At 29.3% G+C, this 23,730-nt stretch carries 20 protein-coding genes; 7 read left to right on the forward strand and 13 right to left on the reverse strand.

Annotation, left to right across the window (positions count from 1 at the left end):
- The 10 genes from N3C_RS12365 to N3C_RS12410 form a co-directional block, all read right to left on the reverse strand.
- The coding region (locus N3C_RS12365; RefSeq protein ID WP_074366332.1) for an ATP-grasp domain-containing protein at positions 1 to 1,252 on the reverse strand (1,252 nt) is incomplete at its 3' end.
- 13 nt (positions 1,253 to 1,265) lie between these two features.
- Positions 1,266 to 2,534 (reverse strand): aminoacyl--tRNA ligase-related protein, encoded by a 1,269-nt coding sequence (locus N3C_RS12370; protein ID WP_074366333.1) that lies wholly within the window; start codon positions 2,532 to 2,534, stop codon positions 1,266 to 1,268.
- 1 nt (position 2,535) lies between these two features.
- Positions 2,536 to 2,796 carry a phosphopantetheine-binding protein gene (locus tag N3C_RS12375; RefSeq protein ID WP_083604553.1) on the reverse strand — a complete coding sequence of 87 codons (261 nt, stop codon included), beginning with the start codon at positions 2,794 to 2,796 and terminating at the stop codon, positions 2,536 to 2,538.
- Between the two features lie 18 nt (positions 2,797 to 2,814).
- Complete coding sequence (locus tag N3C_RS12380) at positions 2,815 to 3,858, reverse strand: hypothetical protein (RefSeq protein ID WP_074366334.1); 1,044 nt, start codon at positions 3,856 to 3,858, stop codon at positions 2,815 to 2,817.
- Between the two features lie 40 nt (positions 3,859 to 3,898).
- Positions 3,899 to 4,387, reverse strand: coding sequence for a LeuD/DmdB family oxidoreductase small subunit (locus tag N3C_RS12385; protein WP_074366335.1), 489 nt, complete (start codon positions 4,385 to 4,387; stop codon positions 3,899 to 3,901).
- Complete coding sequence (locus tag N3C_RS12390; RefSeq protein ID WP_242944099.1) at positions 4,380 to 5,645, reverse strand: 3-isopropylmalate dehydratase large subunit; 1,266 nt, start codon at positions 5,643 to 5,645, stop codon at positions 4,380 to 4,382. Before N3C_RS12390 ends, N3C_RS12385 begins: the two co-directional genes overlap by 8 nt.
- A gap of 37 nt (positions 5,646 to 5,682) precedes the next feature.
- Positions 5,683 to 6,948 carry a 3-isopropylmalate dehydratase large subunit gene (locus N3C_RS12395; RefSeq protein WP_074366336.1) on the reverse strand — a complete coding sequence of 422 codons (1,266 nt, stop codon included), beginning with the start codon at positions 6,946 to 6,948 and terminating at the stop codon, positions 5,683 to 5,685.
- 1 nt (position 6,949) lies between these two features.
- A complete protein-coding gene (locus N3C_RS12400) occupies positions 6,950 to 7,468 on the reverse strand; it encodes a LeuD/DmdB family oxidoreductase small subunit (RefSeq protein ID WP_373432813.1) in 519 nt (172 codons plus the stop codon).
- Between the two features lie 44 nt (positions 7,469 to 7,512).
- Positions 7,513 to 8,733 (reverse strand): aconitase family protein, encoded by a 1,221-nt coding sequence (locus N3C_RS12405; RefSeq protein ID WP_074366337.1) that lies wholly within the window; start codon positions 8,731 to 8,733, stop codon positions 7,513 to 7,515.
- A gap of 6 nt (positions 8,734 to 8,739) precedes the next feature.
- Positions 8,740 to 9,378 (reverse strand): class I SAM-dependent methyltransferase, encoded by a 639-nt coding sequence (locus tag N3C_RS12410; RefSeq protein WP_074366338.1) that lies wholly within the window; start codon positions 9,376 to 9,378, stop codon positions 8,740 to 8,742.
- 316 nt (positions 9,379 to 9,694) lie between these two features.
- Between N3C_RS12410 and N3C_RS12415 the strand changes: the two genes are divergently transcribed.
- On the forward strand, positions 9,695 to 10,588 hold the full coding sequence (locus tag N3C_RS12415) for a LysR family transcriptional regulator (protein ID WP_074366339.1): 894 nt from the start codon (positions 9,695 to 9,697) through the stop codon (positions 10,586 to 10,588).
- A gap of 419 nt (positions 10,589 to 11,007) precedes the next feature.
- Positions 11,008 to 11,943 carry a DUF3990 domain-containing protein gene (locus tag N3C_RS12420; RefSeq protein WP_074366340.1) on the forward strand — a complete coding sequence of 312 codons (936 nt, stop codon included), beginning with the start codon at positions 11,008 to 11,010 and terminating at the stop codon, positions 11,941 to 11,943.
- Positions 11,944 to 12,234: 291 nt separating this feature from the next.
- Here the strand turns inward: N3C_RS12420 and N3C_RS12425 are convergent, their stop codons facing one another.
- Positions 12,235 to 13,503 (reverse strand): restriction endonuclease subunit S, encoded by a 1,269-nt coding sequence (locus N3C_RS12425; RefSeq protein WP_074366341.1) that lies wholly within the window; start codon positions 13,501 to 13,503, stop codon positions 12,235 to 12,237.
- Positions 13,504 to 13,515: 12 nt separating this feature from the next.
- Positions 13,516 to 15,045, reverse strand: a complete 1,530-nt coding sequence (locus N3C_RS12430) for a type I restriction-modification system subunit M (protein WP_074366342.1) — start codon at positions 15,043 to 15,045, stop codon at positions 13,516 to 13,518.
- 1,044 nt (positions 15,046 to 16,089) lie between these two features.
- On the opposite strand from N3C_RS12430, the gene N3C_RS12435 reads away from it, so the two are divergent.
- From N3C_RS12435 to N3C_RS12455, 5 genes are all read left to right on the forward strand, one after another.
- On the forward strand, positions 16,090 to 17,112 hold the full coding sequence (locus N3C_RS12435; protein WP_074366343.1) for an ABC transporter substrate-binding protein: 1,023 nt from the start codon (positions 16,090 to 16,092) through the stop codon (positions 17,110 to 17,112).
- Positions 17,113 to 17,379: 267 nt separating this feature from the next.
- Complete coding sequence (locus N3C_RS12440; RefSeq protein WP_242944100.1) at positions 17,380 to 18,471, forward strand: DUF4236 domain-containing protein; 1,092 nt, start codon at positions 17,380 to 17,382, stop codon at positions 18,469 to 18,471.
- A gap of 319 nt (positions 18,472 to 18,790) precedes the next feature.
- On the forward strand, positions 18,791 to 19,633 hold the full coding sequence (locus N3C_RS12445) for a hypothetical protein (RefSeq protein ID WP_074366345.1): 843 nt from the start codon (positions 18,791 to 18,793) through the stop codon (positions 19,631 to 19,633).
- Between the two features lie 95 nt (positions 19,634 to 19,728).
- Entirely contained in the window at positions 19,729 to 20,499 is a 771-nt protein-coding gene (locus tag N3C_RS12450; protein ID WP_074366346.1) for an ABC transporter ATP-binding protein, read from the forward strand.
- Positions 20,486 to 21,280, forward strand: a complete 795-nt coding sequence (locus N3C_RS12455) for an ABC transporter permease (protein ID WP_074366347.1) — start codon at positions 20,486 to 20,488, stop codon at positions 21,278 to 21,280. Before N3C_RS12450 ends, N3C_RS12455 begins: the two co-directional genes overlap by 14 nt.
- Positions 21,281 to 21,313: 33 nt before the next feature.
- On the opposite strand, the gene N3C_RS12460 is transcribed toward N3C_RS12455, so the two are convergent.
- Positions 21,314 to 23,176 carry a type IA DNA topoisomerase gene (locus N3C_RS12460; protein WP_074366348.1) on the reverse strand — a complete coding sequence of 621 codons (1,863 nt, stop codon included), beginning with the start codon at positions 23,174 to 23,176 and terminating at the stop codon, positions 21,314 to 21,316.
- Positions 23,177 to 23,730 lie beyond the last annotated feature (554 nt).

Here is a 23,730-nt window from a genome sequence, read left to right on the forward strand (position 1 = left end):
CAAATTTTAGTCTAATATAATTATTAAACTGAGAAACAAATCCTTCTAAGTCTTTTCTTTCTTTTCGAAGTTTATCTGACGATACTGCTCCTAATATCCAGCAAAAATAATCCGGATTCATATGTTCCATATACAATCTATCTCCAACACTTTTAAAAAGAATATAGGAAGTTATTTCTGGTTGTTTTTCTATTTGTTTATCAATAATAATATCTTTTATAATTCCTTCCTTACCGTAAGGTACATTATACCAAAAATAATATGTTTTATTTTTTAAATATTGATATTGATCACATCTTTTGAGCTTATATTTAAATCTCCTTGTTTGTATATCATAAAAAATTTGTGATACAGGTATTCCTAGTGCTTGTTCGAAAAGTTTAAAAAATCCACCTCCAGCTCCTGGTCTACTTGTTGTTTCTATTATATATGGTATATCTTTTTTAAATCTTATCTCTGTGTGTGTGGCTCCATTTTTTATTCCAATACTACTAACAGCTTTCTCCGCTATATCTTCAATTGACTTTTTTGTTTTCTCCTCCAAAAACGGATCCATATAGTACAGTCTATCTGGATAATAAGGTCCTTTTGAAATACACTTTGATAATATACAATGTAGTATGGGTACTCCTTCTACCCAGAACGTATCTATAGAAAATTCTTTTCCTTCAATATATTCTTCAATTATACAACCTATATTATTTAATTTTTCTTTACTAACAATTAAGGCATTCAACATCTGTATCTCTTTAAATTGCTTAACTAATTCTTCTTCATTTTCAACTCTTTTAACCCCAAAGCTAGCGTATCCTGATGATGGTTTTACTATTAATGGATATTCTAAATAATTCTTAACTCTATCAAATTCTGAGTAGCTTTTTATAAAAAAAGATTTCGGTGTTGTTACTTTATCATTAATCCACTTTTCTTTCATTTTACTTTTATCTCTAGATATTTCTATAGAAGTATTATCATTTAAAGCAACATTAAAGTATTCAGCTAAACGAGCAGTTTGTGTCAAAAACATTTCAGAAACAGTAAAGATCGCATCTGGTTTACCAAAACACTGTGATATTTCATCCTTAATACTTTCAAATTCTTTTCTGATATCTTTAGATATAATATGTCCATACTGTTTATTATCTGCCTTTGATCTTACAATAATCAAATTATCATTATAAGTTTTAGCTCTTTTAATAAAACTATCAATCATAAATTTAGGAGGCTCTATAATTACAACATTTTTACTCATACTATCAATCCTTCTAACTTATTCTATCTAAATTTGCCCTTATTTTTTTAATATAGTCTTCTCCATATTCATCAATTTGTTCTTGTATTGGCATAATGAATCTATTATATCCTATCCCAATACACATAGTAGATAAAATACCATCTTCTTCATCTCTTATGTTAAATGCTTTTGAAAAATGATTTCCATGTTTATTTATTGATGCTATTGATATTTCCTTATTTAACGATTTAACATAAGTAGTCGTTTCAACTTTATTATCTGAAACTAGCTGCGCAAAAAGCAGATTTTGAGCATTTTCATCAAAGAATATATCATTTGATGTTTCTAATTTAAAATTGATTCCAAAAACATAGCCTAATAATTTTAATAATTCAAGTAATAGCTTATGAGTCTTTAAAATTATTTTATTTCCTCCAAAAAAAACACACTCTCTCATTATAAATTCATAAAGTCGTTCTTCATTATTCAAATTTCCAGATTCATCTCTAAAGCAATTTCCTTTAATAGTTACTGCTATCAAATTATCTTTGCTTATTTTTTTATTCTGGAAAATGGGATAACAATGCAGGCAAAGGGCTGGATTCAAAATATAAGTAGGTTCCTTACAATAATGATGTATAGAAAAAGACTTTTCTTTATCTTTTTTATTTTTTTCCCATGCAGGTAAAAATTCTTTAAACCTATCTGGATGATTTGTTATAGGAGATACGAAGCTAATATGTTGACATCCTGTCACAAAATATCCACATTTATCAATAATATCTGTAGATATTATTGATGGAGCTATAATTTCTACTGCACCAAAAAGATTTTTAAACAAATCTTTAAATATGTCATCAATAAATTCCATTAAAGCAGGTAATCTTCTGGTATATATATTTAGTCCTTTTGATAATTTAATTTTTTCATTTCCTTCAAATAAATCACAATCCTTTATTAATAATTTATCCAAGTTATCTACTTTACTTTTCATAGTATTAATAAATCTATTTAAAATAAGTAACATATTTTCATTAGTATCTATAAATTTGTTATCATTAGAATTAAAAAATATCTTCTTGTTAAATTTCTTTTTCTTATATGGATACTTAGATAATATGGAGTTAATATGCATTTTTACATTCTCTTCTTCTAATTCTTCAGCTGACTCTATAATTAACTTTTTATTAATCCAAGTTATACTGCTAACATTAGGAAAGTAGAACCTTATTTGATATTCTATTGTATTACGAATGGCTTTGCTTATTAACTCTTCTCCTAAATCAAACTCGATCTTCATTTCAATCACCATTTTTAAATATTTTTATAAATTTTTCCATTTTTTCTAATGTCTCGATATCACTTATATCAAACTTTTCAAAATCTATTTCTATATTATATATTTTTTCCATATCTAAAACTAATCCCATAATATCTAATGAATCTATACCTAATTGCAATAAAGTGTAAGACTTGTATTGTTCATAATTATTTATTATTTTTTCCAAATCATTTTTTTCAATATAATTAGTAAGAAGTTTATTCATTTCTTTTATCATCATAATTCAACCTCATTTCCTCTATACTATATGCTTAACAATCTCTGCATTTACTCGTTGATAATCTGATAAAACAGTTTTTAATTCTAAAATAGAATTAATGTATAACTTATAATTATTTACATCTGGCTTTTGTACCAATAAGCTAGCAAATTTCAAGATATTATTTAGTTTATTATCTACTAGTGTTGAGCAAATCTTAATTTGATCTATATTGTATTTTCCTATTAACTCCGATGCTTTTTTATCGTTAATCATGATTTTTATCAAATTCTGTATAGGCCGTATTTTATTATTAATATGGACATTTAATCTAAATTGCTGGTGTTTAGGAACTCCTGATTCTGTTATTATCTTATGAGGATTTTTTCTTAAATCATCAACAAACTTGTCAAATCCACTTATATCAAAACTAACTTCATTCCCATTTTTGGTAATGCCATTCTTACCAATGTCATATTTATATAGATTATAAAAAACGTAACGATACATTTCTAAAAAATCCATGTTTCTTAATTTATCTAACAGCCTTGGATATTTAATAATTGAAAAATGAACACTTCCATTTTCATCTGGATTAAGCTTTTTCTCAAACTCTTCCTTAGAGATTCTAATACAGCATTTTTTATCTACAGCTGTATGCTTTGTATAGTAAATATTATTATTTATATCCATACCTTCAAGTAAGACTGCAGTAACATAAGGTGTACCATCAGAAAAATGTTTCATCCAAAGTGGTATTGATATCTTATTACCATGTTCAAATATTTTATAAAACTCTTCTATGACTCTCTCTTTACTTGTACACTCTTCTTCATAAACATAATTTTGCAAAAATTCTTCTAATCCATTACATGCTGGTAATAACGGCTCGCTACCATCAGAATATATCCAACCTAAATATCTATCTAAGTAAAATATAGGAAAATAGTTAATTCCATACTGCTTTTTAAATAAATAATATATTACTCTTTCATGGCATACATATCCTATTGCTTCCTTTTGCTCTTCATCTGATAGCTCAAATGTTTCAAAGTTACGTATATTACTAGCACAGTACTCCATAAGGATCACCTCATAAACATTTATTAATTCTATAAAAATCTTATAAATCAGAGGATTTAATTCTCATATAATTTATAATTCCACCACTTTTCAAAATAGATAACATAAATTCTGGTATAGGCTCTATATAATATCTTTCATTCTTAGTAACATTAAATAATATTCCTTTATCTAATTCCAACTCCAATATATCTAGTTCATCTATCTTATCAACATCCTTACACTCAATAACTACAATCCCCAAATTTATTGCGTTTCTATAAAATATACGTGCAAAATCCTTTGCAATTATTGCTCCTACCCCCATCTCTTTCAAAACCGCTGGAGCTTGTTCTCTAGATGATCCACATCCAAAATTAGACTCTGCTACTATGATATCTCCATTTTCATAGTTATCTCTAAAATTTTTATAATTTTTAAAAGCGTAAGGTACCATACTTTGAATTGTTGGTAGACTTAAATATTCACCTCCTATTATTTGATCAGTATCAATATTATTACCGAATTTAATAGCCTTTCCTTTAATCATTATTAATCACTCTCCTTGGATCTGTAATTTTCCCAAATAATGCTGATGCTGCAATTGTTGCAGGGCTAGCTAAATAGATTTCTGATTCACTACTACCTACTCTTCCTTTAAAGTTACGATTTGCAGTAGATAATAACTTCTCTCCTTTACCTAGTAAACCATTAGTGGCTCCAAAACAAGTGCTACATCCAGGATTATTTATCATAGCACCACTTTCTATCAATGTTTTGATAATTCCTTTATCTAAAGCTTCAACATATACATCTCTTGATGCTGGAGTTACAAGAAATCTAACTTTATTACTAATTTTCTTACCTTTCAATATTGTTGCTGCAATTTCTAAGTCTTCCAATCTACCATTAGTGCATGCTCCTAAGAATATTTCATCTAATTCTATTCCCTCACATTCAGATATATCCATTACATTATCGACGCTATGTGGTAAAGCAACCTGAGGTTCTAAATCAGTTACATCATATTCTAAAACTCTTTCATATGAAGCATCTTCATCCGGATAAACAAGCTCTTGAGCTACTCTTCCTCTAGACTGTATAAATTCAATAGTTTTTTTATCAGGAGGTATATATGCAAATTTCGCTCCTGCCTCTATTGCCATATTACACAAAGTTAACCTGGATGATATGCTCATTTCATCTATGACTTCACCGTAAAACTCTATGCCCTTATACGTAGCACCACTAACAGACAAATCTTTTATTATCCTTAATATAATATCTTTAGCTTGTACAGCTTTGTTTAACTTTCCATTAAGAACTACCTTGATTGTGTATGGAACTTTCATCCATGTTTTCCCTTCCAACCATGACACAGCAATATCAGTTGATCCCATACCAGTAGATAGAACGCCTAATCCTCCATAAGTACAAGTATGTGAATCTGCTCCGATTACTAAATTTCCTGGAACAACGTGATTTTCAACCATTAATTGATGACAAACGCCACAGCCATCATAGACATACTTCAAATTCTGCTCCTGAGCGAAATCTCTCATTCTTTTATGATATTCAGCTGATGCCACTGAATTGGAAGGTGTATAATGATCCATAACCATAATCAATTTTTCCGAATTCCATACTTTCTTGCCTAATGCTTGTTTTTTAAAGATATCAATTCCTAGAGCAGTAGTTGCATCATTAGTCATAACATAATCAACACTAACTTCTACTATCTGACCTGGAACTACTTTTGACTTATTTGCATGATTAGAAATAATTTTTTCAATACAATTCATACCCATAATTAGCATTTCTCCTTTATATATATTTTCGTTCTACTTAACATAAAAAGTTTCGTGAATCAGTAATATATCCACTAATAGCTGATGCTGCTGTGGTTGCTGGAGAGGCTAAATAAATTTCTACCCTATCTTCTCCCATTCGTCCATAAAAATTTCGATTATTTGTACTTATTATTTTTTCACCATTTTCCATTAAACCTCCACTGATTCCACAACATAAACCACATGCAGGATGATTTACTATTGCTCCAGCTTCTAAAAAAGTTTTTATATATCCAAGATTTAGTGCTTTTTTATATATTTCTCTACTAGCAGGTACTATTATCAATCTTACATCTTTATTAACTTTCCTGTTTTTCAATATTTTAGCAGCTATCTCCAAATCTTCAATTCTACCATTGGTACAAGATCCAATGAATGCTTGATCTATTTTGATGTATTTACATTCATCTACTGTTTTAACATTATCAACGTTATATGGACAAGCCACCAATGGTTCTATTGTTTCAGCATTATAATGTATTACTTTTTCATATACTGCATCTTTATCACTTTTTAGATCTAATAAAAACTCTTTATCTATACCATACTTTTCAAGATATTTAATTGTCTTTTCATCTGGTTCTATAATACCCGCTTTTGCTCCGACCTCAACGGTCATGTTGCATAATGTAAGTCTTGAACTTATGGACATTTCTGAAATTGTACTTCCACTGAACTCAATAACTTTATAATTACTTCCGTCTACCCTTAAATCTGATAGTATACGTAATATTAAATCCTTTGCATATACACCTGGTTTTAATTTACCATCAACAACAATTTTAATTGTCGGAGGAACCTTCATCCACAATTTACCTGTCCCCAGTATTACAGCCATTTCGGTATATCCAATTCCTGTTGCAATTGCCCCAAGAGCCCCATATGTTACAGTATGAGAATCTGTACCAAAAATTATATTTCCCGGTTTTACATGACCTTTTTCATGCATTATTTGATGACAAACTCCCTCTGTTCTATAAACATTTTTAATTTTGTGTAATTTTATAAATTCTTCAGTTACTTGATGATGATACACATCCTTTGGAAAAACAATAGGTACTAAGTGATCATATATAAATACCACATTATCTGGTTTTATTACATGTTTAAATCCCATTTTATTAAATTGATCAATGCAAAATGGTGCGAAGAAATCATGAATCATAACTGAGTCCACATTAACTTCAACAATATCTCCAATATTTATGTTTTTTTGATTCGAATGTCTTTTTATGATTTTTTCGAATATATTTAATCCCATACTAACTCTCTCCATATCTATCACGATTTACTTTACTCCAATAAGCAACAATACCGCCGCTCTTAATCATATTAATAAATGTATCTGGAATTCTTCCTATTTTAATTTCTCTATTACCATTAATGAATATAGTAAATTTATCAAAGTCAATTGTAATTTTATCTCCCTCATTCACTAAGTCATATAATTCTGAATTCTCTATTACAAATATTCCATTATTTAATGCATTCCTATAAAATATTCGAGCAAAAGATTTAGCGATAATACAACTGAATCCTAAAGACTTTATAATAGCTGGAGCTTGTTCTCTAGATGAACCACATCCAAAATTTTTACCACATAATAATATGTCTCCACGCTCTACTATCTCTGGAATTTCAGGCCTAAGCGGCTGGAATGCAAACCTTGACATTTCCTCAATTGTTCTTAATGTCATATATTGAGTAGGAATTATGATATCAGTATCGATATCATCTCCTAATTTAATTACTTTCCCTGAATAGACCTCTATTTTAATCACCAACTTTCCATTTGATTATATATAGGCTTAATCAATTATTACATTTAATCAATGTCAGTTATGCATGATTTTACTACAGTTTTCGTAGATGCTATATAAGTATCACCACTCAAATTATCTGAATTAGACCTATTAGCAGTTGAAATCATTCTTTGTCCAGCTCCAATTTTACCTTGACATCCCCCCCAACATGCCCCGCATCCAGAATTCAACAATATCGCTCCACTACTTATAAAGATATCCACAAGCCCTTCTTCGATAGCTTGTATATATAATTTATTGGTGGGAAATGAAATTATAAGTTTTTTTAACGGATCTACCTTTTTGCCCTTCAGTAAACTAGCAGCAAGACGAAAATCATCAATCCCCACTGAACATCCTCCAATAAATCCTTGATCAAATTTCATACCAGCAATATTATTTACTTCTATAACTTTATCTTTCATATTACTTGTACAACACATCGGTTTAATAGAAGATACATCGATATATATAACTTCATCATATATATTTTCTTCTTTCTTATTAAATTGCTTGCTAAAATTTATAGCATTTTTTTCATATAAATTCGTTGAATTATAGTTTTCTGCAATAATAGCACTCAAAGCTCCCATTTCAGATGACATATTACATAACTGTATTTTGTCCGACAAACTCATATTCTTAATTAATTCTCCACTATACTCTACAATGCTATTAAATTTACTAAAATTATATTTTTGCATAAGATATAGCATAACATCTCTAACTGAACTATCTTCTCCAAGCTGACCATACAGCTCAATTCTAATTTTCTTTATTTCATTTAGCTTTAAATATCCACTTTGTAAGACATCTATTAGTTGCTTTTCATCTGTGATTCTTATTCCTAAAGCACCTATAGCTCCAATTGTAGATATATGTTCTCCTGTTGATATAACTATATTTCCAATTATTTCCCTACCTTCCAGTAACAGATGATATCCTATTCCTTGTCCATAATAAAAGCTACCATTTATTCTTTTACAAATTTTCTTAATACGATTATGTTTCTTAATAGCATCCACACTTGGAGCTGGTACATCATGTTGTATTGAAAATATTATCTTAGTTTTAATATCCTCTGAACTTTTATCGAAACACTTCTCTAAATATTCTAAATATTTATCATTCACCCAATCATCTACCAAAATTGTACTAATCTTCAAATAAGTAGTATCAAAATTATCTTCTTTTGATTGAATTTTGTTATTTGAAATTATTTTTTCAATAGTACTATCTGTCATTTTCTATCACCTATTAACCTTCTTACATTTTATAAAATAATTACTGTGTTCATGCTCATAGTCATGATAATGTTTTTCAGTAAATTTTTTATAATTTATTTCATTAAATATATTAAATTCCTCTTTTATTGCATCTTCATTATAGTAATACTTAATTACTCCACGTTCATTCTTAACTAAGTTATATCCTACTTTTTCTCCTAAATTAAAATCAATGTCATCAATTGACGAAACAGTAAAATATGCAATACCACCATCAAGCAATAAATCGTATATAATTTTTATTATCTCTTTTCTTTGATTTTCTTGTAATAAATGTATAAAAAAGTTACAAAATGCTATATTAAACTTTTGACTTTTAAAATTATAAGTGAATATATCATCACATATTAATCTTATATCTGGCCATTGCTTAATTCCTAACTGAATAGCTTCTGGAGATTTATCTATTCCATACGCATTTAAACCGCTAATATTAAAATAATTGACATCTCGTCCATATCCACAACCTATATCTAACAATGAGCCCTTAATCCCATCCTCCTTTTTTAAATCATCAACCATTAAGATAGCAGACTCACTTGGATTTAATCCCCATATATACTTCTTCCTAGCGAACTTATCATTCCAATAATTATTACACATAATACTCCTCCTGAAATTTTTACAAGAAATATCAAAAATTTTACAGTTATATTACTTTTTAGTACATTTATGTTATATATTTACTTTATTTATATTATATATCATAATATACTATAAGAGAAATACATATTAGTTATGTTAGTCATGAAAACTAGTTATACCTTTATTTCTAAATCTTATAAATTACATTTAAATTTTTACTTATCATTACTTCTATACTGTACAATGAATTTTCCTATTATGTATTATTTACCTAATAACTTTTGATATTTTATTATGTTTATAAAATAAAGGGTTAGAAAGGAATGATAAATGTATGGCAACTAATTTAGACTTATACAGAGTATTTTACAGTGTAGCAACTCACGGCAATATATCGAAAGCAGCTAATGAGTTATTTATTAGTCAACCAGCTGTAAGTAAAGCAATCTGTAATTTAGAAAGAAGTAGTGGGATAACTCTTTTTTCAAGAAATTCAAGAGGTGTTAAGCTTACAAAAGAAGGTGAAGTATTTTATCAATATGTTAAATCTGCTTTAAATCAAATTTACGAAGGGGAAAGAGTATTAACTAAACTAAAAAATAAAGAGATAGGAATTACAAAAGTAGGAATAAGTTCAATTCTATGCAAAAACTTTCTAGTGCCAAGATTAAAAAACTTTATTCAAAAGTATCCTCAAATTAAAATAATAATTAACAATAAAACCTCATCAGAAACATTAAAACTTTTAGATGATGGTAAAGTAGATATCGCTATTGTAAGCACTCCTTGCGATTACTTTCATTATAACTTTGTAGAAATCTTCAAAATACAAGATATCTTTGTTGCAAGCAAAGGCTACATAAATTCTCATAATATCGAAAATTTAGAAGATATCACATCATATCATACACTAATGCTTCTTGAAGAAGGAAATGTAAGCAGAAAATATATTGATCTATATTTTAATCAAAACAATATTCATATAAAACCTGATATAGAATTAAGCAATATGGATTTATTAGTTGAACTGGCAAAAGTAGATTTAGGGATTACCGTTGCAATAAAAGAGTTCATAACCAATGAGCTCTCTGACGGACCTTTGATAGAACTACCAATTAAACCTTCCATACCTTGTCGTTCTATTGTTATGCTATCTCATAAATCTACACCTCTTTCTATAGCGTCACAAGCATTTTGGAATTATTTAATTAATAATAGCTCTAACTGAGATATTTTATTTAATTTAAACAATTAGAGAAAACATTATTATATAATTGGCAGGTATTAAGCTATAAAGGATTTAGCTATATATAGAATGATTTATAATGAAAAATAGTTTGTTAAAAAATTAAGTTTTTCTCTGCATAATAAAAAAATACCTGCCATTTTCACAGCAGATACTTCAATCACTATTTTCTACAATACTATACGAACAAGTAAATGCCTCTCTTTTTATTAACATATATATTCACTATGTGAAATTCCTCATTAAGCAGGATTATTGAGGTACTTTTCTGACAATTTATTAATGGATTTTGATAAATCTAAAATCTTTTCCAAAGTATCTCTATTATAAAACTCATCAAAATTATTTCATAATCATACCTATAATTAAGCTAGCAAATTATCAAAGCAGGAGGTTATAAAATGCTTCCTTATATTAATACTTTCACTGTTTACCACGGCACCAACTTATTCTCCGCCAAGCTCCTATTATCTTACGGAATAATGCTAGATGTGCAAAGAAAACTAACTGACTTTGGTAAGGGATTCTATGTGACCTTAAATCACAATCAAGCTAAGGAGTGGGCTTTAGTAAAAACTCAAAATCATCAGATTTATCCTTCACTATTGGAAAAACTTAATATAAGTGAAAATCAATATTTAAGTCATCCAGATATAAAAATGCCCGCCTGTGTAATATGTAAGATTAATCTAGAATGTCTTTTAAACTTAAGAGGATTAATATTTCCAATGCCTCAGGATTTAAGCTGGCCCTTTTATAAAAAACTTTGGGAAACCTTCATTAATAATTGCCGTAGAGGTATAAAACATAACTATGATTTTGTGTATGGACCTTTTGTCGGAAGGCAGCCAAATGGTGTTTACGCAATAACCTCCAATAATACGAAAGATCAGCTATCATTAAATAGCATTAGGGCCATTGATTGCATTTATGATTTAAGGATAGAAGAATTGACACCAGATGTAAACTCATTAAATAAGCTAGTGACAATGAATGAAAATGATCTACTAAGAAGTGAAATACCAATGACAGAAAATAGTTATAGCTTTTTAATAGAAATACGTAATTCTATAGTAGATATAATTCACTGTTCCTATCAAGAAGCCAACAATTTAATAAAAAACTCATGGATATCATCTAATATAAGTAAATATGAATCAACTATAATGCATGAATCACCTTCCTATTGGGCATTTTCCATTTTATATGAGAATATAAACTTATGGTATAAAGATTACGAATCCTATGTATCTACTAATAAGAAATATTACTATGATTCTCCTAATTATTTAGATAATCTAAATCAAGGATATTATATTCATAATAATAAACCATAGATAATCTGATATTTACCTTTTTCAAAAACTCTTCACATCTTATAATATCTGTAAAATATTTTAGTCTATGATGCTAACTTCCCATTAATTATCAAAAAACTAATAATTATATATAAGCGGCTTAATCTGCTGAAAGGTTCTCAATATAAGCTTATTGGTAGTTTCTATAACTTATATAAGAACCTTTCTTCCAGTGAGCCTTGTTCTTCATTTAATAAAATCTATTTTTAGTAATCTTTATAATACTGAACAAAAATTTCATGTATCTATGAATCTTGTCTTTTTACAAAATTAGCTCTTAACTCTTACTATTCCTGTCATCAGCAATTGTACAAGCCCCTTCTTTTGGAGTTTTAGATTTTTCAGTTCTTCTTCAAGCAAGCTTATTTCTTTATCAGCATTCTCTAATACTTCTACTATTTTATTTTGCTCCTCTAATGTAGGAATAAAAATTTTAATCATTTCTAAAGAATTAAAGGACAAAGTATCCCTAACACTACCTTGTAATAAGTTAGGTAAATAATTCAAAAACATATCTGATTTTAAATACTGATATAGATATTTAGGGCTTAATCCCTCTTCACATTCAAAGACTACATACATTGGACTTAATAGACCTTTTTCAAATCTTTTTAACAAATCTATAGATCCAACATTTATTCTTGAAGGATTATAGGCAAATTGATTCTTATAAACTATCTTATAATTTGAAAGATCTTTACTTGCTACTTTTCTATCAAATTGTTCTTCTTGCAATATAAAGCCTTGCTTATTTGTTACACTCAGAACCACAGTTTCTTTGCAATCTTTATTTCTAACATTACACTCTTTGATATAGCCTTTTAATTTTTTATACGAAACTTGTCCATTAAATCCTGGCATCCTAACTTCACCGATTAAAAGTTTCTTCATCAGTGCTTTTTTTTGATTCTTCTTTTGATGAATTAGCTTTTCTTTTAATTCTATGGCCTTGTCCCAAGTAGAAAGAATATTAGCAATCTTATTTTGCTCTCCTTTTGGAGGGATTGGAATTTCTAATTTTCCGTATTCCTGACTATTAATACCCGGTTGGCCGCTTCTTGCAGACATAAGGGACACCCAATATTTATAATGATTTGTTTCCGTGCAATACTTCACATATCTACAATTTACTTTTTCAGCATTTAAACTGAATTTTATTAAAAATCCTCCATAAACAAGTTGTCCATCTTTTTCATCATATAAATATGATTTTCCAGTGGTACTTCCAGTTCTAGCAAATATCAAATCCCCTTCTTTAAGGAGATAATTTTTATAATCTGGTATATCAACACTCTTTAAACTATCTTTTATTAATCTTCCCTCATCATCTATATCTGTAATTCTTAAATATGTAGGAAGATTGTCACTATACTCCACTGCAGCGTCGGTTGCTCCATAAGTGCCTTTACTCATTGAAATTTCATTAAGTTTTTTTATACTCCAATTTATTGGTATCATACCTGCTTTAGAATATTTTAAATCATTGGGAATCTTTCCGGATTTAATACTCTCTATTCTTTTCTTAATTTCAACTTTCAAAAGCTTCACCCCCTAAAGCCCAAGTTCTTCAAGATACTTAGCCATCTGCCTTTCTACTTTCTGAAGTTCCGCTTTTATATTTGTAATATTCACCGCCACTTCTTCCATATCCACCATTTCTTCTTCTTCAAAAGTATCTACATACCTAGGAATATTTAAGTTATAGTCATTTTCTTTAATTTCATCAATGGCTGCAACATAAGAAAATTTCTCAACAGTTTCATATTTTTCATAAACTTCTATTATCCGTTGAATACCTTCTTCCCTAAGTTTATTTTGATTCTTCCCCTTATCATAGTAATCATAACCTGAAGCATCTATAAAAAGTATATCCTTCCTAGCTCTGTTCTGTTTAAATACTAAAATACAAGCTGGTATACCAGTTCCAAAGAAAAGGTTAGCTGGAAGGCCTATAACTGAATCAAGTAAATTCATCTCTATTATTTTCTTTCTTATTTTACCTTCATTAGCACCTCTAAATAGAACACCATGGGGTAAAACAACTGCCATTCTCCCTCCTTCATCTAAAGAATGTAACATGTGTAGAATAAAAGCATAGTCGCCTTTTGATAATGGAGGTATTCCCCAGGAAAACCTATTAAATGGATCAATACCCGCTTCCATTTTAAAATTCTTTTCATTTCCTTCACCTGCAAAGCCCATTGCCCATTTATCTAGAGAAAAAGGTGGATTAGCTACAATCACTTGAAACTTCATTAATTTATCATTTTCAAGATGCTGGGGATTAGAAAGAGTATCACCCCAAGCTATTTTTGCATCATCTATATTATGAAGAAACATATTCATTCTACAAAGGGAGTGAGTTTGACCATTTCTTTCTTGACCATAAATCTGAGCTTTTCCATTTGGAACTTTTTTATAAGCTTTTATAAGCAAGGAACCTGAGCCACAGGTAGGATCATAAATTCTATCATTCTCCTCTGGTTTTACAAGCCTTGCTAAAAGCTCAGAAACCTCTGAAGGAGTAAAGAATTCTCCACCTTTTTTACCTGCATCTGAAGCAAAGTTTGAAATCATATATTCATAGGCATTTCCTATTACGTCATCACCGATGAGCCTAGAAGGTCTTAAGTCTAAATCACTAAAATCTTCAATAAGATGTTTTAGCATTACATTACGTTCCTTTGAACTTCCAAGTACAGCCTCCGAGTTAAAATCTACGTTTTTAAATACACCTCTTAATTTTGCTTTATTTTCTTCTTCCAACTGCTCTAGAGCTCTATTAATTATTTCACCAATATTGGCTTGATTTCTATTTTCATATATATAATCAAAGGTTGAAATTTCATTTACCGCAAATCTCTCATAGCTCATCTGTCTTTTAACCATTTCTTCATCATTATTATACTTTACCATCAAATCTGCCTTACGTTCCTTATATATATCACTTACATATTTAATAAAGAGCATGACTAAAATATAATCCTTATATATTGAAGAATCTACTTTTCCTCTGAAGGTATCACAGGCACGCCATAAAGTATTGTTAACCTCTTCCTGAGTAAAGTTTTTACTATCCATTACTCATTCCTCCCTGCAATTAATTGGTCTAAAATTTCCTTATTAAATTTTAATTTTTCTTCAATAAGTTTATTAAGTAAAACCTTCTCTCTAGTAAATACTACACTACTTATTTCCTAATATTTGTAACTATATTCAAACAACCAATCATTATGACAACGTATTCTCTTTAAATTAAACACTTATCATAAAATTCTTCATCACTTTTAAATTCTTCTATTTCACTAGTATTTAGCTATAAATCTGCTTAAGCAGACGATATATGTTAACATAAATATACCATGTAGGCAATTGAATGTCGACATTTTTTGTATTAATTTAAAATAATATTACAATTACCTATTTATTTTCATATATTTTATTATTTAACTAATAATTGCATAAAATATATCTTTATTCTTGGCTATTATCTGCATAAAAGTTTATAATGTAATTTAAAAATTCATCAAAGTTTTAGTTTTAAGAGATGTATATAATTAAATTGCTCACCATTTTAAAATAATTTTCTATACTTTATTCTTAACATATATCTCCTATAAAACTTTTTTACATTATAATAAAATGTACAATCAATTTTCATATAATAAAAACTAAAACCTCCTAAGTAAAATAGATATAATTAATAATTTATAAAGAGGTAAAACCTATGTTACCAAAAATACTAACATTTATATAAGTGATTCCAGAAGAACAATGTAAAAAATATTAACAGAAGAAAAAAGAATAATCCTTACCTTCATAGGTAATTACAAATATTCCTATTTAGTCAGTATTAATAGTTTGTATAGCCTGTTACTACTTCATCTACCAACTATTGTAACAAAACAATCTTTTTTTGAACTCCTATTCGGTTGAATTAAATACAAGCTATCCATCTGACAAGCTTATAATAGCACCATCTGATCAATTCTGATACACCTTCATTTTTCCGAATATATGTAAAATCCTCTGTGCTTCCATATAAGGAAATTTAAATACAATAACATAAACCAAATTATCATATCCTTCATATTATAAAATGAACCAAAAAATATGGAGGTTACCATGAAAAAATCTCTCTTTAAAATCTCTTCTCTATTTCTTACTATGTTGTTTTTCTCTACACTATTCTACGGATGCAAAAAGAAGGATGATGGCTTAACCACAGTACGTCTTAATGAAGTTACTAGATCTGTCTTTTATGCTCCTATGTATGTTGCAATCAGTGAGGGCTTCTTTGAGCAGGAAGGCTTAAATATTGACTTGTCCACTGGTCAAGGAGCAGACAAAACAATGCAACAGGTGTTAAGCAAAAATGCAGATATTGGCTTCTGCGGTCCAGAGCAAGTAATTTATATTTATAATCAGAATAGAGAAGACTTACCTATATTATTTGCTCAGCTTACTCAGAGAGATGGTTCCTTTTTAGTTAGTCGAAAGGATGAACCTAACTTTGATTGGAAGTCATTGAAGGGTAAAACTATTATAGGTGGAAGACCTGGTGGAGTTCCTGAAATGGCATTAGAACATGTACTTAAGCAAAATGGTGTGGATCCAAGCAAAGATGTGGAGTTAATAACCAACTTAGCCTTTACTACTACTGCTGGTGCCTTCAAGAGTGGAACAGGAGATTATGTAGCTCTCTTTGAACCTACTGCTAGTATGCTTGAACAAGAGAATGCTGGAAAAATTGTAGCTTCCATTGGAGAATCTGCTGGACCTATTGCTTATACTTGTTTCTTTGCAACTGAATCTTATATTAATAAAAACCCCGAAATCATACAAAAATTCACAAATGCTATTTATAAGGGCCAAATTTGGGTATCAAATCATAGTGATGAAGAAATAGCTAATTCCATAAAGGAATTCTTCCCAGGTACCGACATAAACCTAATACAAACTGTTACGAAAAATTATAGGGAAATTGATGCTATTTCTAAAACACCTGCTTTAAAGGAAGAAGAATTGACAAATCTAATGGATATTATCCAAGAATATGATTCAAAACTAATTAAAGAAAGGCCAGCCTTTGATGTTATAGTAAATAATTCTTTTGCTGAAACAGCTATTGATCAAATTGAAAAGTAACATTCAATAGAATATAAAATTAATACAATTTCTTATAGCTGTGCTTGAACAGGTTATTCAAGTGCAGCTATTTTACTTAAAAAAATATTTTAATTAGTCTAGATCTATATATTATGAAATTTTCACAGAATAATAATTTACTATACTTTATATAACTTAATATAATAATTTTTATAATTAATAGTCTAACGCTTACTAATAATATACTTATAGTCATTTAATTATTATAAATAAATTTGTAAGCAGGTGATTATTTTGGGATTTAAAATGAGAAAGAGTATAAAACTGGCTCCAGGTGTAAGATTAAATGTTGGCAAGAAAAGTGCTGGCATAAGCTTTGGTACCGGTGGCCTCCGTTATAGTATAAATTCCAGTGGAAGAAGAACCGCTACCGTGGGAATACCTGGTACTGGAATTTCCTATTCTACAAGTACTAGCAATAAAAAATATAAAACTAAAGCATATAATGATTATGCTAATGCTAAAAGAAGATTATCTGAAGTTGAAAAACATGATAAACTTAATCAAGCTAAACTTATAGTTGAAGAATTCGAAAAAAGGATTGAATATATTAAATCTCTTCATAAAGAATGTGATGATCCTATAGATTGGGAGTATATTAGCAAATCCTCGCCTCCTTTTAATAAAGAAGATATTGGGCCAAAAGAACGTGAAGCTATTAGTATTTATAATAGCTATAAGCCAAATCTTCTAGAAAAAATTTTTAAATCATTACTAGTAAAAAAGCAATCTGAATTTCAAAATAACATAGAGCAATCAAGGAAAGAAGATCTTATAGATTATGAGAATTGGGAGCACTTATATAATCTTTCACATAAAATACTAAATGGTGATATTGACAGTATGTTATCTGTAATTGACGAGATGAAACCACTGAATGATCTTCTAGAGTTTGGAAGTGGCTTTGATATTTCCATAGAAAATCCAAATTTAGTTGAAGTTGAGTTTCAAGTAATGTCCAATAATGTTATACCTAATGAGCAAAAAACATTAACTCCTACAGGAAAACTTTCAATTAAACCTATGCCAAAAACAAAAAAATTAGATTTAATTCAGGATTATGTATGTAGTTGTGTTCTAAGAATAGCAAGAGATATATTTGCACTTTTACCTATTCAATATGTTTTAATACATGCCAATGATATTATACTTAACAGTAAAACTGGTTTTGAAGAAAATATTACACTTTTGTCTGTTTTAATAGATAAAGCCATTTTGAATTCATTAAATATGGATATGATTGATCCATCAGATTCAATGTCAAATTTTAAATGCAACATGTCTTTTACTAAGAATGGTGGCTTTAAGCCCGTCGAAAAATTATCCAATAAAATATAAATAATAAAGCAAAATAGTGTGAAAATAAATAATGTGTGACCTCAAAGTCAAAATTTTGTGGTCACATTATTTACTTTGTTATTTAATTGATTATCAACCAAAAAATCTTTTTCAAACTGCTCATTTAAACTTATTTTGTATGACACTATACTCTATGCCTATTAAATACTATTACTCATAAATAGTGCATTACTCTCAGAAATACATCATAAGAGTACAAGCATACTTTCTTAATAATTAGGTTAAATTAAATTTGTAACAGGATTTCTTAAGCTTACTTAACTAAATTAAATTATTTAGTTTTTAAGGAGGGTTACCAATGAGGAAATCTTTAAGTGTTACATTATCATCTTTAGTATTTTTAAGCATGGTAGGATGTGCTCCAAGAAATACTGTTAGAAATGATAATATGAATATAGGTTACAATAATGCTGACGTAATTCAAAATACTAGAACTACTACTGGAATTAATAAAACTACTAAAAGCTACAAAGATGGTGTTTATACTGGCTATGGTGATATGACTTCTAAAGGTCGTCAAATGGCTATAGTTACTGTTCGTAATGGTAGAATAGTTGACGTTGATTTAACTACTATAAGCCCTAATAGTAACACTGATGATAATAACACTACTATCAATAAAGGCATTAAGAATACTGGAAATAAGCAAACTACTTCCATAAATAATACAACAAATAATGTAACAGGAAAAACTAATAAGACAACGGGGATTAATAGTAATGTAGCTCTAAATAGAAATAATATTACTGGTACAAGAACTGTAACTAATAAAACTCCTAATACCATTACTGATACTGATAACACCATCCCTCGTACTATTAATAGCTTAACAAGAACTAATCCAAAGGATAGCATTTATAACAGCAACACTAAAAATGAACTTACTAAGACAGAAAATGGAATAACAGGAATGATAACAGATAATAATAGATCAAACAATATATCCGGTACTATAACAAATACTGTTGACGAAGCTATCACTAGAGTACGCTCAATGTTGGCTAGTTCAATTATTGAAAACCAAAACTATGATTTTGATACTAGTAGAATAACAACTAACCTTAAGGATGCAGCGTCCAAGTCCTACGTTAGAAACTGGCAGTTAGCTGTTAGAAGAGCCCTAAACAAGGCAAGTAGATAATGTTTTATGGCAGAGAATTTTCTCTGCCTTTATTTTATAACAAGTAAAGCTCCTCAATCATATAATGCAATATAGGATTGCAAGGAGTTGATAGCTTGAGCAAAGTAGAACTTAGAAATATTTACATGAATTATCACACTGTTAAAGGCGAAACCGCAGCACTTAAAAATATAAATTTTTCAGTTAATCAAGGAGAATTTATTAGCATTGTTGGACCTTCCGGTTGTGGAAAATCTACCTTTCTAAATATTATATCCGGTCTTATAAAGCCATCCTCTGGAGAGGTTTATTTTGATAATAAAAAAATTCAAGGCTATAACCCAAAGCTTGGATATATGTTTCAAAGAGATCATCTTTTTGAATGGCTAACGGTGTGGAATAATGTAACCCTTGGTTTAAAAATTCAGCATAGACTTAATTCTAGCAATAAAGAAAAGATAGAATCACTTTTAAGAAATTATGGTTTATGGGACTTTAGGGACTATAAACCCTCAGAATTATCTGGTGGTATGCGGCAAAGGGTCGCTTTAATCAGAACCTTAGCCTTAGATCCAGAAGTACTTCTATTAGATGAACCCTTTTCTGCATTAGATTATCAAAATCGCCTTAAAGTAAGTGATGATATCTATAAGATTATAAAAAGAGAAAACAAAACTGCTATTATGGTTACCCACGATATTGCTGAAGCAATTTCCACCAGCAACAGAGTTGTTGTTTTATCTAAGAGACCAGCCTATATTAAAAAAGAAATATCCATCAACTTCTCAACTTCCTTTGACTCACCATTAAAGTGTAGGAATGCTCCAGAGTTTAGAGAGTACTTCAACGAGATTTGGAAGGAGATGGATTTAGATGAAGATCAGTGATGAGCATAAACAATATTTAAAAAAAATAAAAAGTTATAATAGAAAAGTAGTTTTTACACAAATAGCAATTCTAGCTTTATTCTTTGTATTATGGGAAGTGCTAGCCGACTTTAAAATTTTGGATCCATTCCTAACCAGTAGTCCTTCCCGTATAATAAAAAGTTTAGTTGAAATTTATAATGAAGGTACCTTATTTAAACACATTTGGATTACCTGTTACGAAACAGTTTTAGGCTTCATTTTAGGTACTATACTAGGTACTGTAATTGCTATAATTCTATGGTGGTCTGATTTTATTTCAAAGGTTTTAGAACCTTACTTGGTAGTATTAAACGCCCTACCTAAAGTCGCTCTAGCTCCTATAATTATTTTTTGGGTAGGAAACGGAATGAAAGCCATAGTAATTATCGCCCTATTAATTTCTATTGTAGTTACAATCATAACTGTTTTATCTGGATTCCAAGAAGTAGATAAAGATAAGGTAAAACTTCTAAAAACTTTTGGCGCCAGTAAGGTTCAAATTCTAACTCATCTTATTATACCCGCTTCCATACCTACCCTTGTATCTGCACTTAAAATTAATGTAGGCTTATCCTGGGTTGGAGTTATTATGGGAGAATTCTTAGTGGCTAAAGAGGGGCTAGGATTTCTAATAGTTTACGGCGGTCAAATTTCACAACTAGACATGGTAATGATGAGTATTATAATTCTATCTATCATAGCTTATATAATGTATGCTGTAGTAACGGTTATAGAAAAAAAACTACACAATAGATATTAATTAAAAAATTAAGCAGAACCTATATAGTTCTGCTTAATTTGCATTTACCTTATCCTTTTCTCTTTTATCATTTATTATGATACTTTTACAGAATTTTATTTTCTTAGCACCATTTATTGTAAAGTTATAAATTTCCCTTAAGAAATCTTCCTTTTTATACTTGCCCTTTTCCATATCAAAAAGCTTTTTCTCCAGTTTTCCTGTATAGTCCGTATCCATAATTTCTTTCACAGGAAAGTTCTCAATTAATTTAATACCTACATCAGTTATAAGCAAAGACTTACCCTTTGCATAAATATATCCAGCAGTCTTTAGTTTATTTATAGTTTCAGCTCTAGTGGCAGCAGTTCCTATAGAATAACCATATAAAATGCTGTCATCATCATCCTCTTTATCTCCCCTGTTTTTACCGCAAGTCTCCATAGCTTTCAACAGAGTTTTTTCTGTATGATGGGCAGGAGGCTTAGTCTTCTTAGTTACAACATCCGCTTTAACTATATCTACTTCTTCATCCTTTTCTAAAGGTGGTAGCAGTTCATCCTTCTTGTCCTCCTTATAAAGCTTTAACCAACCTTTACGTTTAAGAATCTTTCCCTTTGTAATAAATAATCGATCATAATTTTCACCTTTTACTTTAGTTATAACTTCCGTATTCTCATACTCTGCTGGTTCCATAAACTGTGAGATAAATCTGTTTTTTACTTCATCATATACTATAGCTTCATCCTGGGATAGATTTTTAGGTTTAATATATGTTGGCATTATAGCACTATGGCTTTCAACCTTTGCGTTGTTAAATACCTTTTTTGAATCATTAAACTTTATTTCATCTTTAAAAGGAAGATCTGCCTTTAAAGTTTCTAATACATTTTTAGCCTTATCCTTTATAGTCTCCTCTAGAGCTGTACTTTCAGTTCTTGGATAAGTTATATACTTCTTCTCATATAAGCTTTGTGCCACTTTTAATACCTTATCTGCAGTCCATCCTTTATATTTACTTGTGATATGACCTTGTAAATTACTTAGATTAAATAAAGAAGGAGAATATTCATACTTTATTTCTACCTTTTTTTCTTCAATAATCCCCCTCTTACCCTCTATTTCTTTTTTTAATTTTTCTACACTTTCTTTTTTAGGAAACTTATCATTTTTTCCGTGAAAAAACCTTCCTTTATAGCTTCCTCCTTCAGCCATAAACTCAACTATTAATTCATAGTTAGTTTCCGACTTAAAATTTTTAATTTCCATTTCTCTATCGTATATCATTTTTAAAGTAGGCATTAGTACCCTACCTATATTAAGTAAACTACCTTTTCCTCTAGCAAATTTTAAAGTTGCTAAAGAAGTGAAATTTATTCCAATTACCCAATCAGCAAGCTGTCTACTGACTCCTGCATCCTGCAGCGGTTTCATTTCTTCATTGGTCTTTAAGTTTTCTAATCCTCTCTTAATTTCCTGAGGTGTCCATTCATTTATCAGTATTCTTTTCCTAGGCTTATCTGTTTTTATATAAGAAAATATTAATAATGCAATTAACTCTCCTTCTCTATCATAGTCCGTAGCAATTATAATACTCTCTACATCTGGCCTTTCTGATAGAGCTTTAATAATCATTAATTGTTTCTTAGCCCCTGTATCTTCCTTATTTTTGTTCTTATCGTTCGGTTTAATCTTATACCTAAATTTTTCTGGTATATAGGGGAAATATTCAAAGTTCCATAAAGCAAACTTTTTATCATAATCTTTGCAGTCACAAAGTGTTACTAAATGACCAAAGGCCCAGGTAACAATATATTCTTCCCCTTCTAAGTATCCATCTTTTTTCTGCTTGCAGTTTAAAGCTTCAGCTATATTTCTACCAACTGAAGGCTTTTCTGCCAGTATCAATTTTTTCATTTATATCACCATGTATTATTATATAACAAGTTTACCTATTTTAATAGGTTTAAATCTTCTGCCATAAGGTATACCTATGACGTCAAAAAGATACTAATTACTTAATTGAAAAATAAGATGTACAAAAACTATATTTGCCTTGCAAATGTTTGATTGTCCGTTCCAAAGCTAGCATTTGTTTTTACAAAATGGTAGCTTGCTTTACAATTGACCCAATAAAAAAGCATGCTATTTTAATTAACATGCTCTTTATTTTGGAACTGTAAATAAAGGCTCAATAAAACATAATAATTAAAATCATGCTATCAATTTAATCCATAAGAGCGATAATCACCATTATCTGCTTTTGCAATAAAAAGCAAATATTTATGAAAACTGGACATATTTATTCCAAGCATATATCCATTAAGATCATTATCATCTTCATGATCAAAGCCTTTACAAACCGCATTTGCTGCCTTTTTATAATCATTTCCTTCATCTTTGGAATGGATCCTAAGTTAATTTTATTTTATAAATGCAAAAAACAGGCTTTCGCCTGCTGTACACTTTTT

Source organism: Clostridium sp. N3C (genome assembly GCF_900095445.1).
In the GTDB taxonomy this organism is placed as follows: domain Bacteria; phylum Bacillota; class Clostridia; order Clostridiales; family Clostridiaceae; genus Clostridium_AU.

Bases quoted from the DNA above. Each gene is read 5' to 3' on its own strand.
- N3C_RS12370 (WP_074366333.1), bottom strand. From the start codon at position 2,534: ATGAAGATCGAGTTTGATTTAGGAGAAGAGTTAATAAGCAAAGCCATT.
- N3C_RS12375 (WP_083604553.1), bottom strand. From the start codon at position 2,796: ATGATGATAAAAGAAATGAATAAACTTCTTACTAATTATATTGAAAAA.
- N3C_RS12380 (WP_074366334.1), bottom strand. From the start codon at position 3,858: ATGGAGTACTGTGCTAGTAATATACGTAACTTTGAAACATTTGAGCTA.
- N3C_RS12385 (WP_074366335.1), bottom strand. From the start codon at position 4,387: ATGATTAAAGGAAAGGCTATTAAATTCGGTAATAATATTGATACTGAT.
- N3C_RS12390 (WP_242944099.1), bottom strand. From the start codon at position 5,645: ATGGGTATGAATTGTATTGAAAAAATTATTTCTAATCATGCAAATAAG.
- N3C_RS12395 (WP_074366336.1), bottom strand. From the start codon at position 6,948: ATGGGATTAAATATATTCGAAAAAATCATAAAAAGACATTCGAATCAA.
- N3C_RS12405 (WP_074366337.1), bottom strand. From the start codon at position 8,733: ATGACAGATAGTACTATTGAAAAAATAATTTCAAATAACAAAATTCAA.
- N3C_RS12410 (WP_074366338.1), bottom strand. From the start codon at position 9,378: ATGTGTAATAATTATTGGAATGATAAGTTCGCTAGGAAGAAGTATATA.
- N3C_RS12415 (WP_074366339.1), top strand. From the start codon at position 9,695: ATGGCAACTAATTTAGACTTATACAGAGTATTTTACAGTGTAGCAACT.
- N3C_RS12420 (WP_074366340.1), top strand. From the start codon at position 11,008: ATGCTTCCTTATATTAATACTTTCACTGTTTACCACGGCACCAACTTA.
- N3C_RS12430 (WP_074366342.1), bottom strand. From the start codon at position 15,045: ATGGATAGTAAAAACTTTACTCAGGAAGAGGTTAACAATACTTTATGG.
- N3C_RS12435 (WP_074366343.1), top strand. From the start codon at position 16,090: ATGAAAAAATCTCTCTTTAAAATCTCTTCTCTATTTCTTACTATGTTG.
- N3C_RS12440 (WP_242944100.1), top strand. From the start codon at position 17,380: ATGAGAAAGAGTATAAAACTGGCTCCAGGTGTAAGATTAAATGTTGGC.
- N3C_RS12445 (WP_074366345.1), top strand. From the start codon at position 18,791: ATGAGGAAATCTTTAAGTGTTACATTATCATCTTTAGTATTTTTAAGC.
- N3C_RS12455 (WP_074366347.1), top strand. From the start codon at position 20,486: ATGAAGATCAGTGATGAGCATAAACAATATTTAAAAAAAATAAAAAGT.
- N3C_RS12460 (WP_074366348.1), bottom strand. From the start codon at position 23,176: ATGAAAAAATTGATACTGGCAGAAAAGCCTTCAGTTGGTAGAAATATA.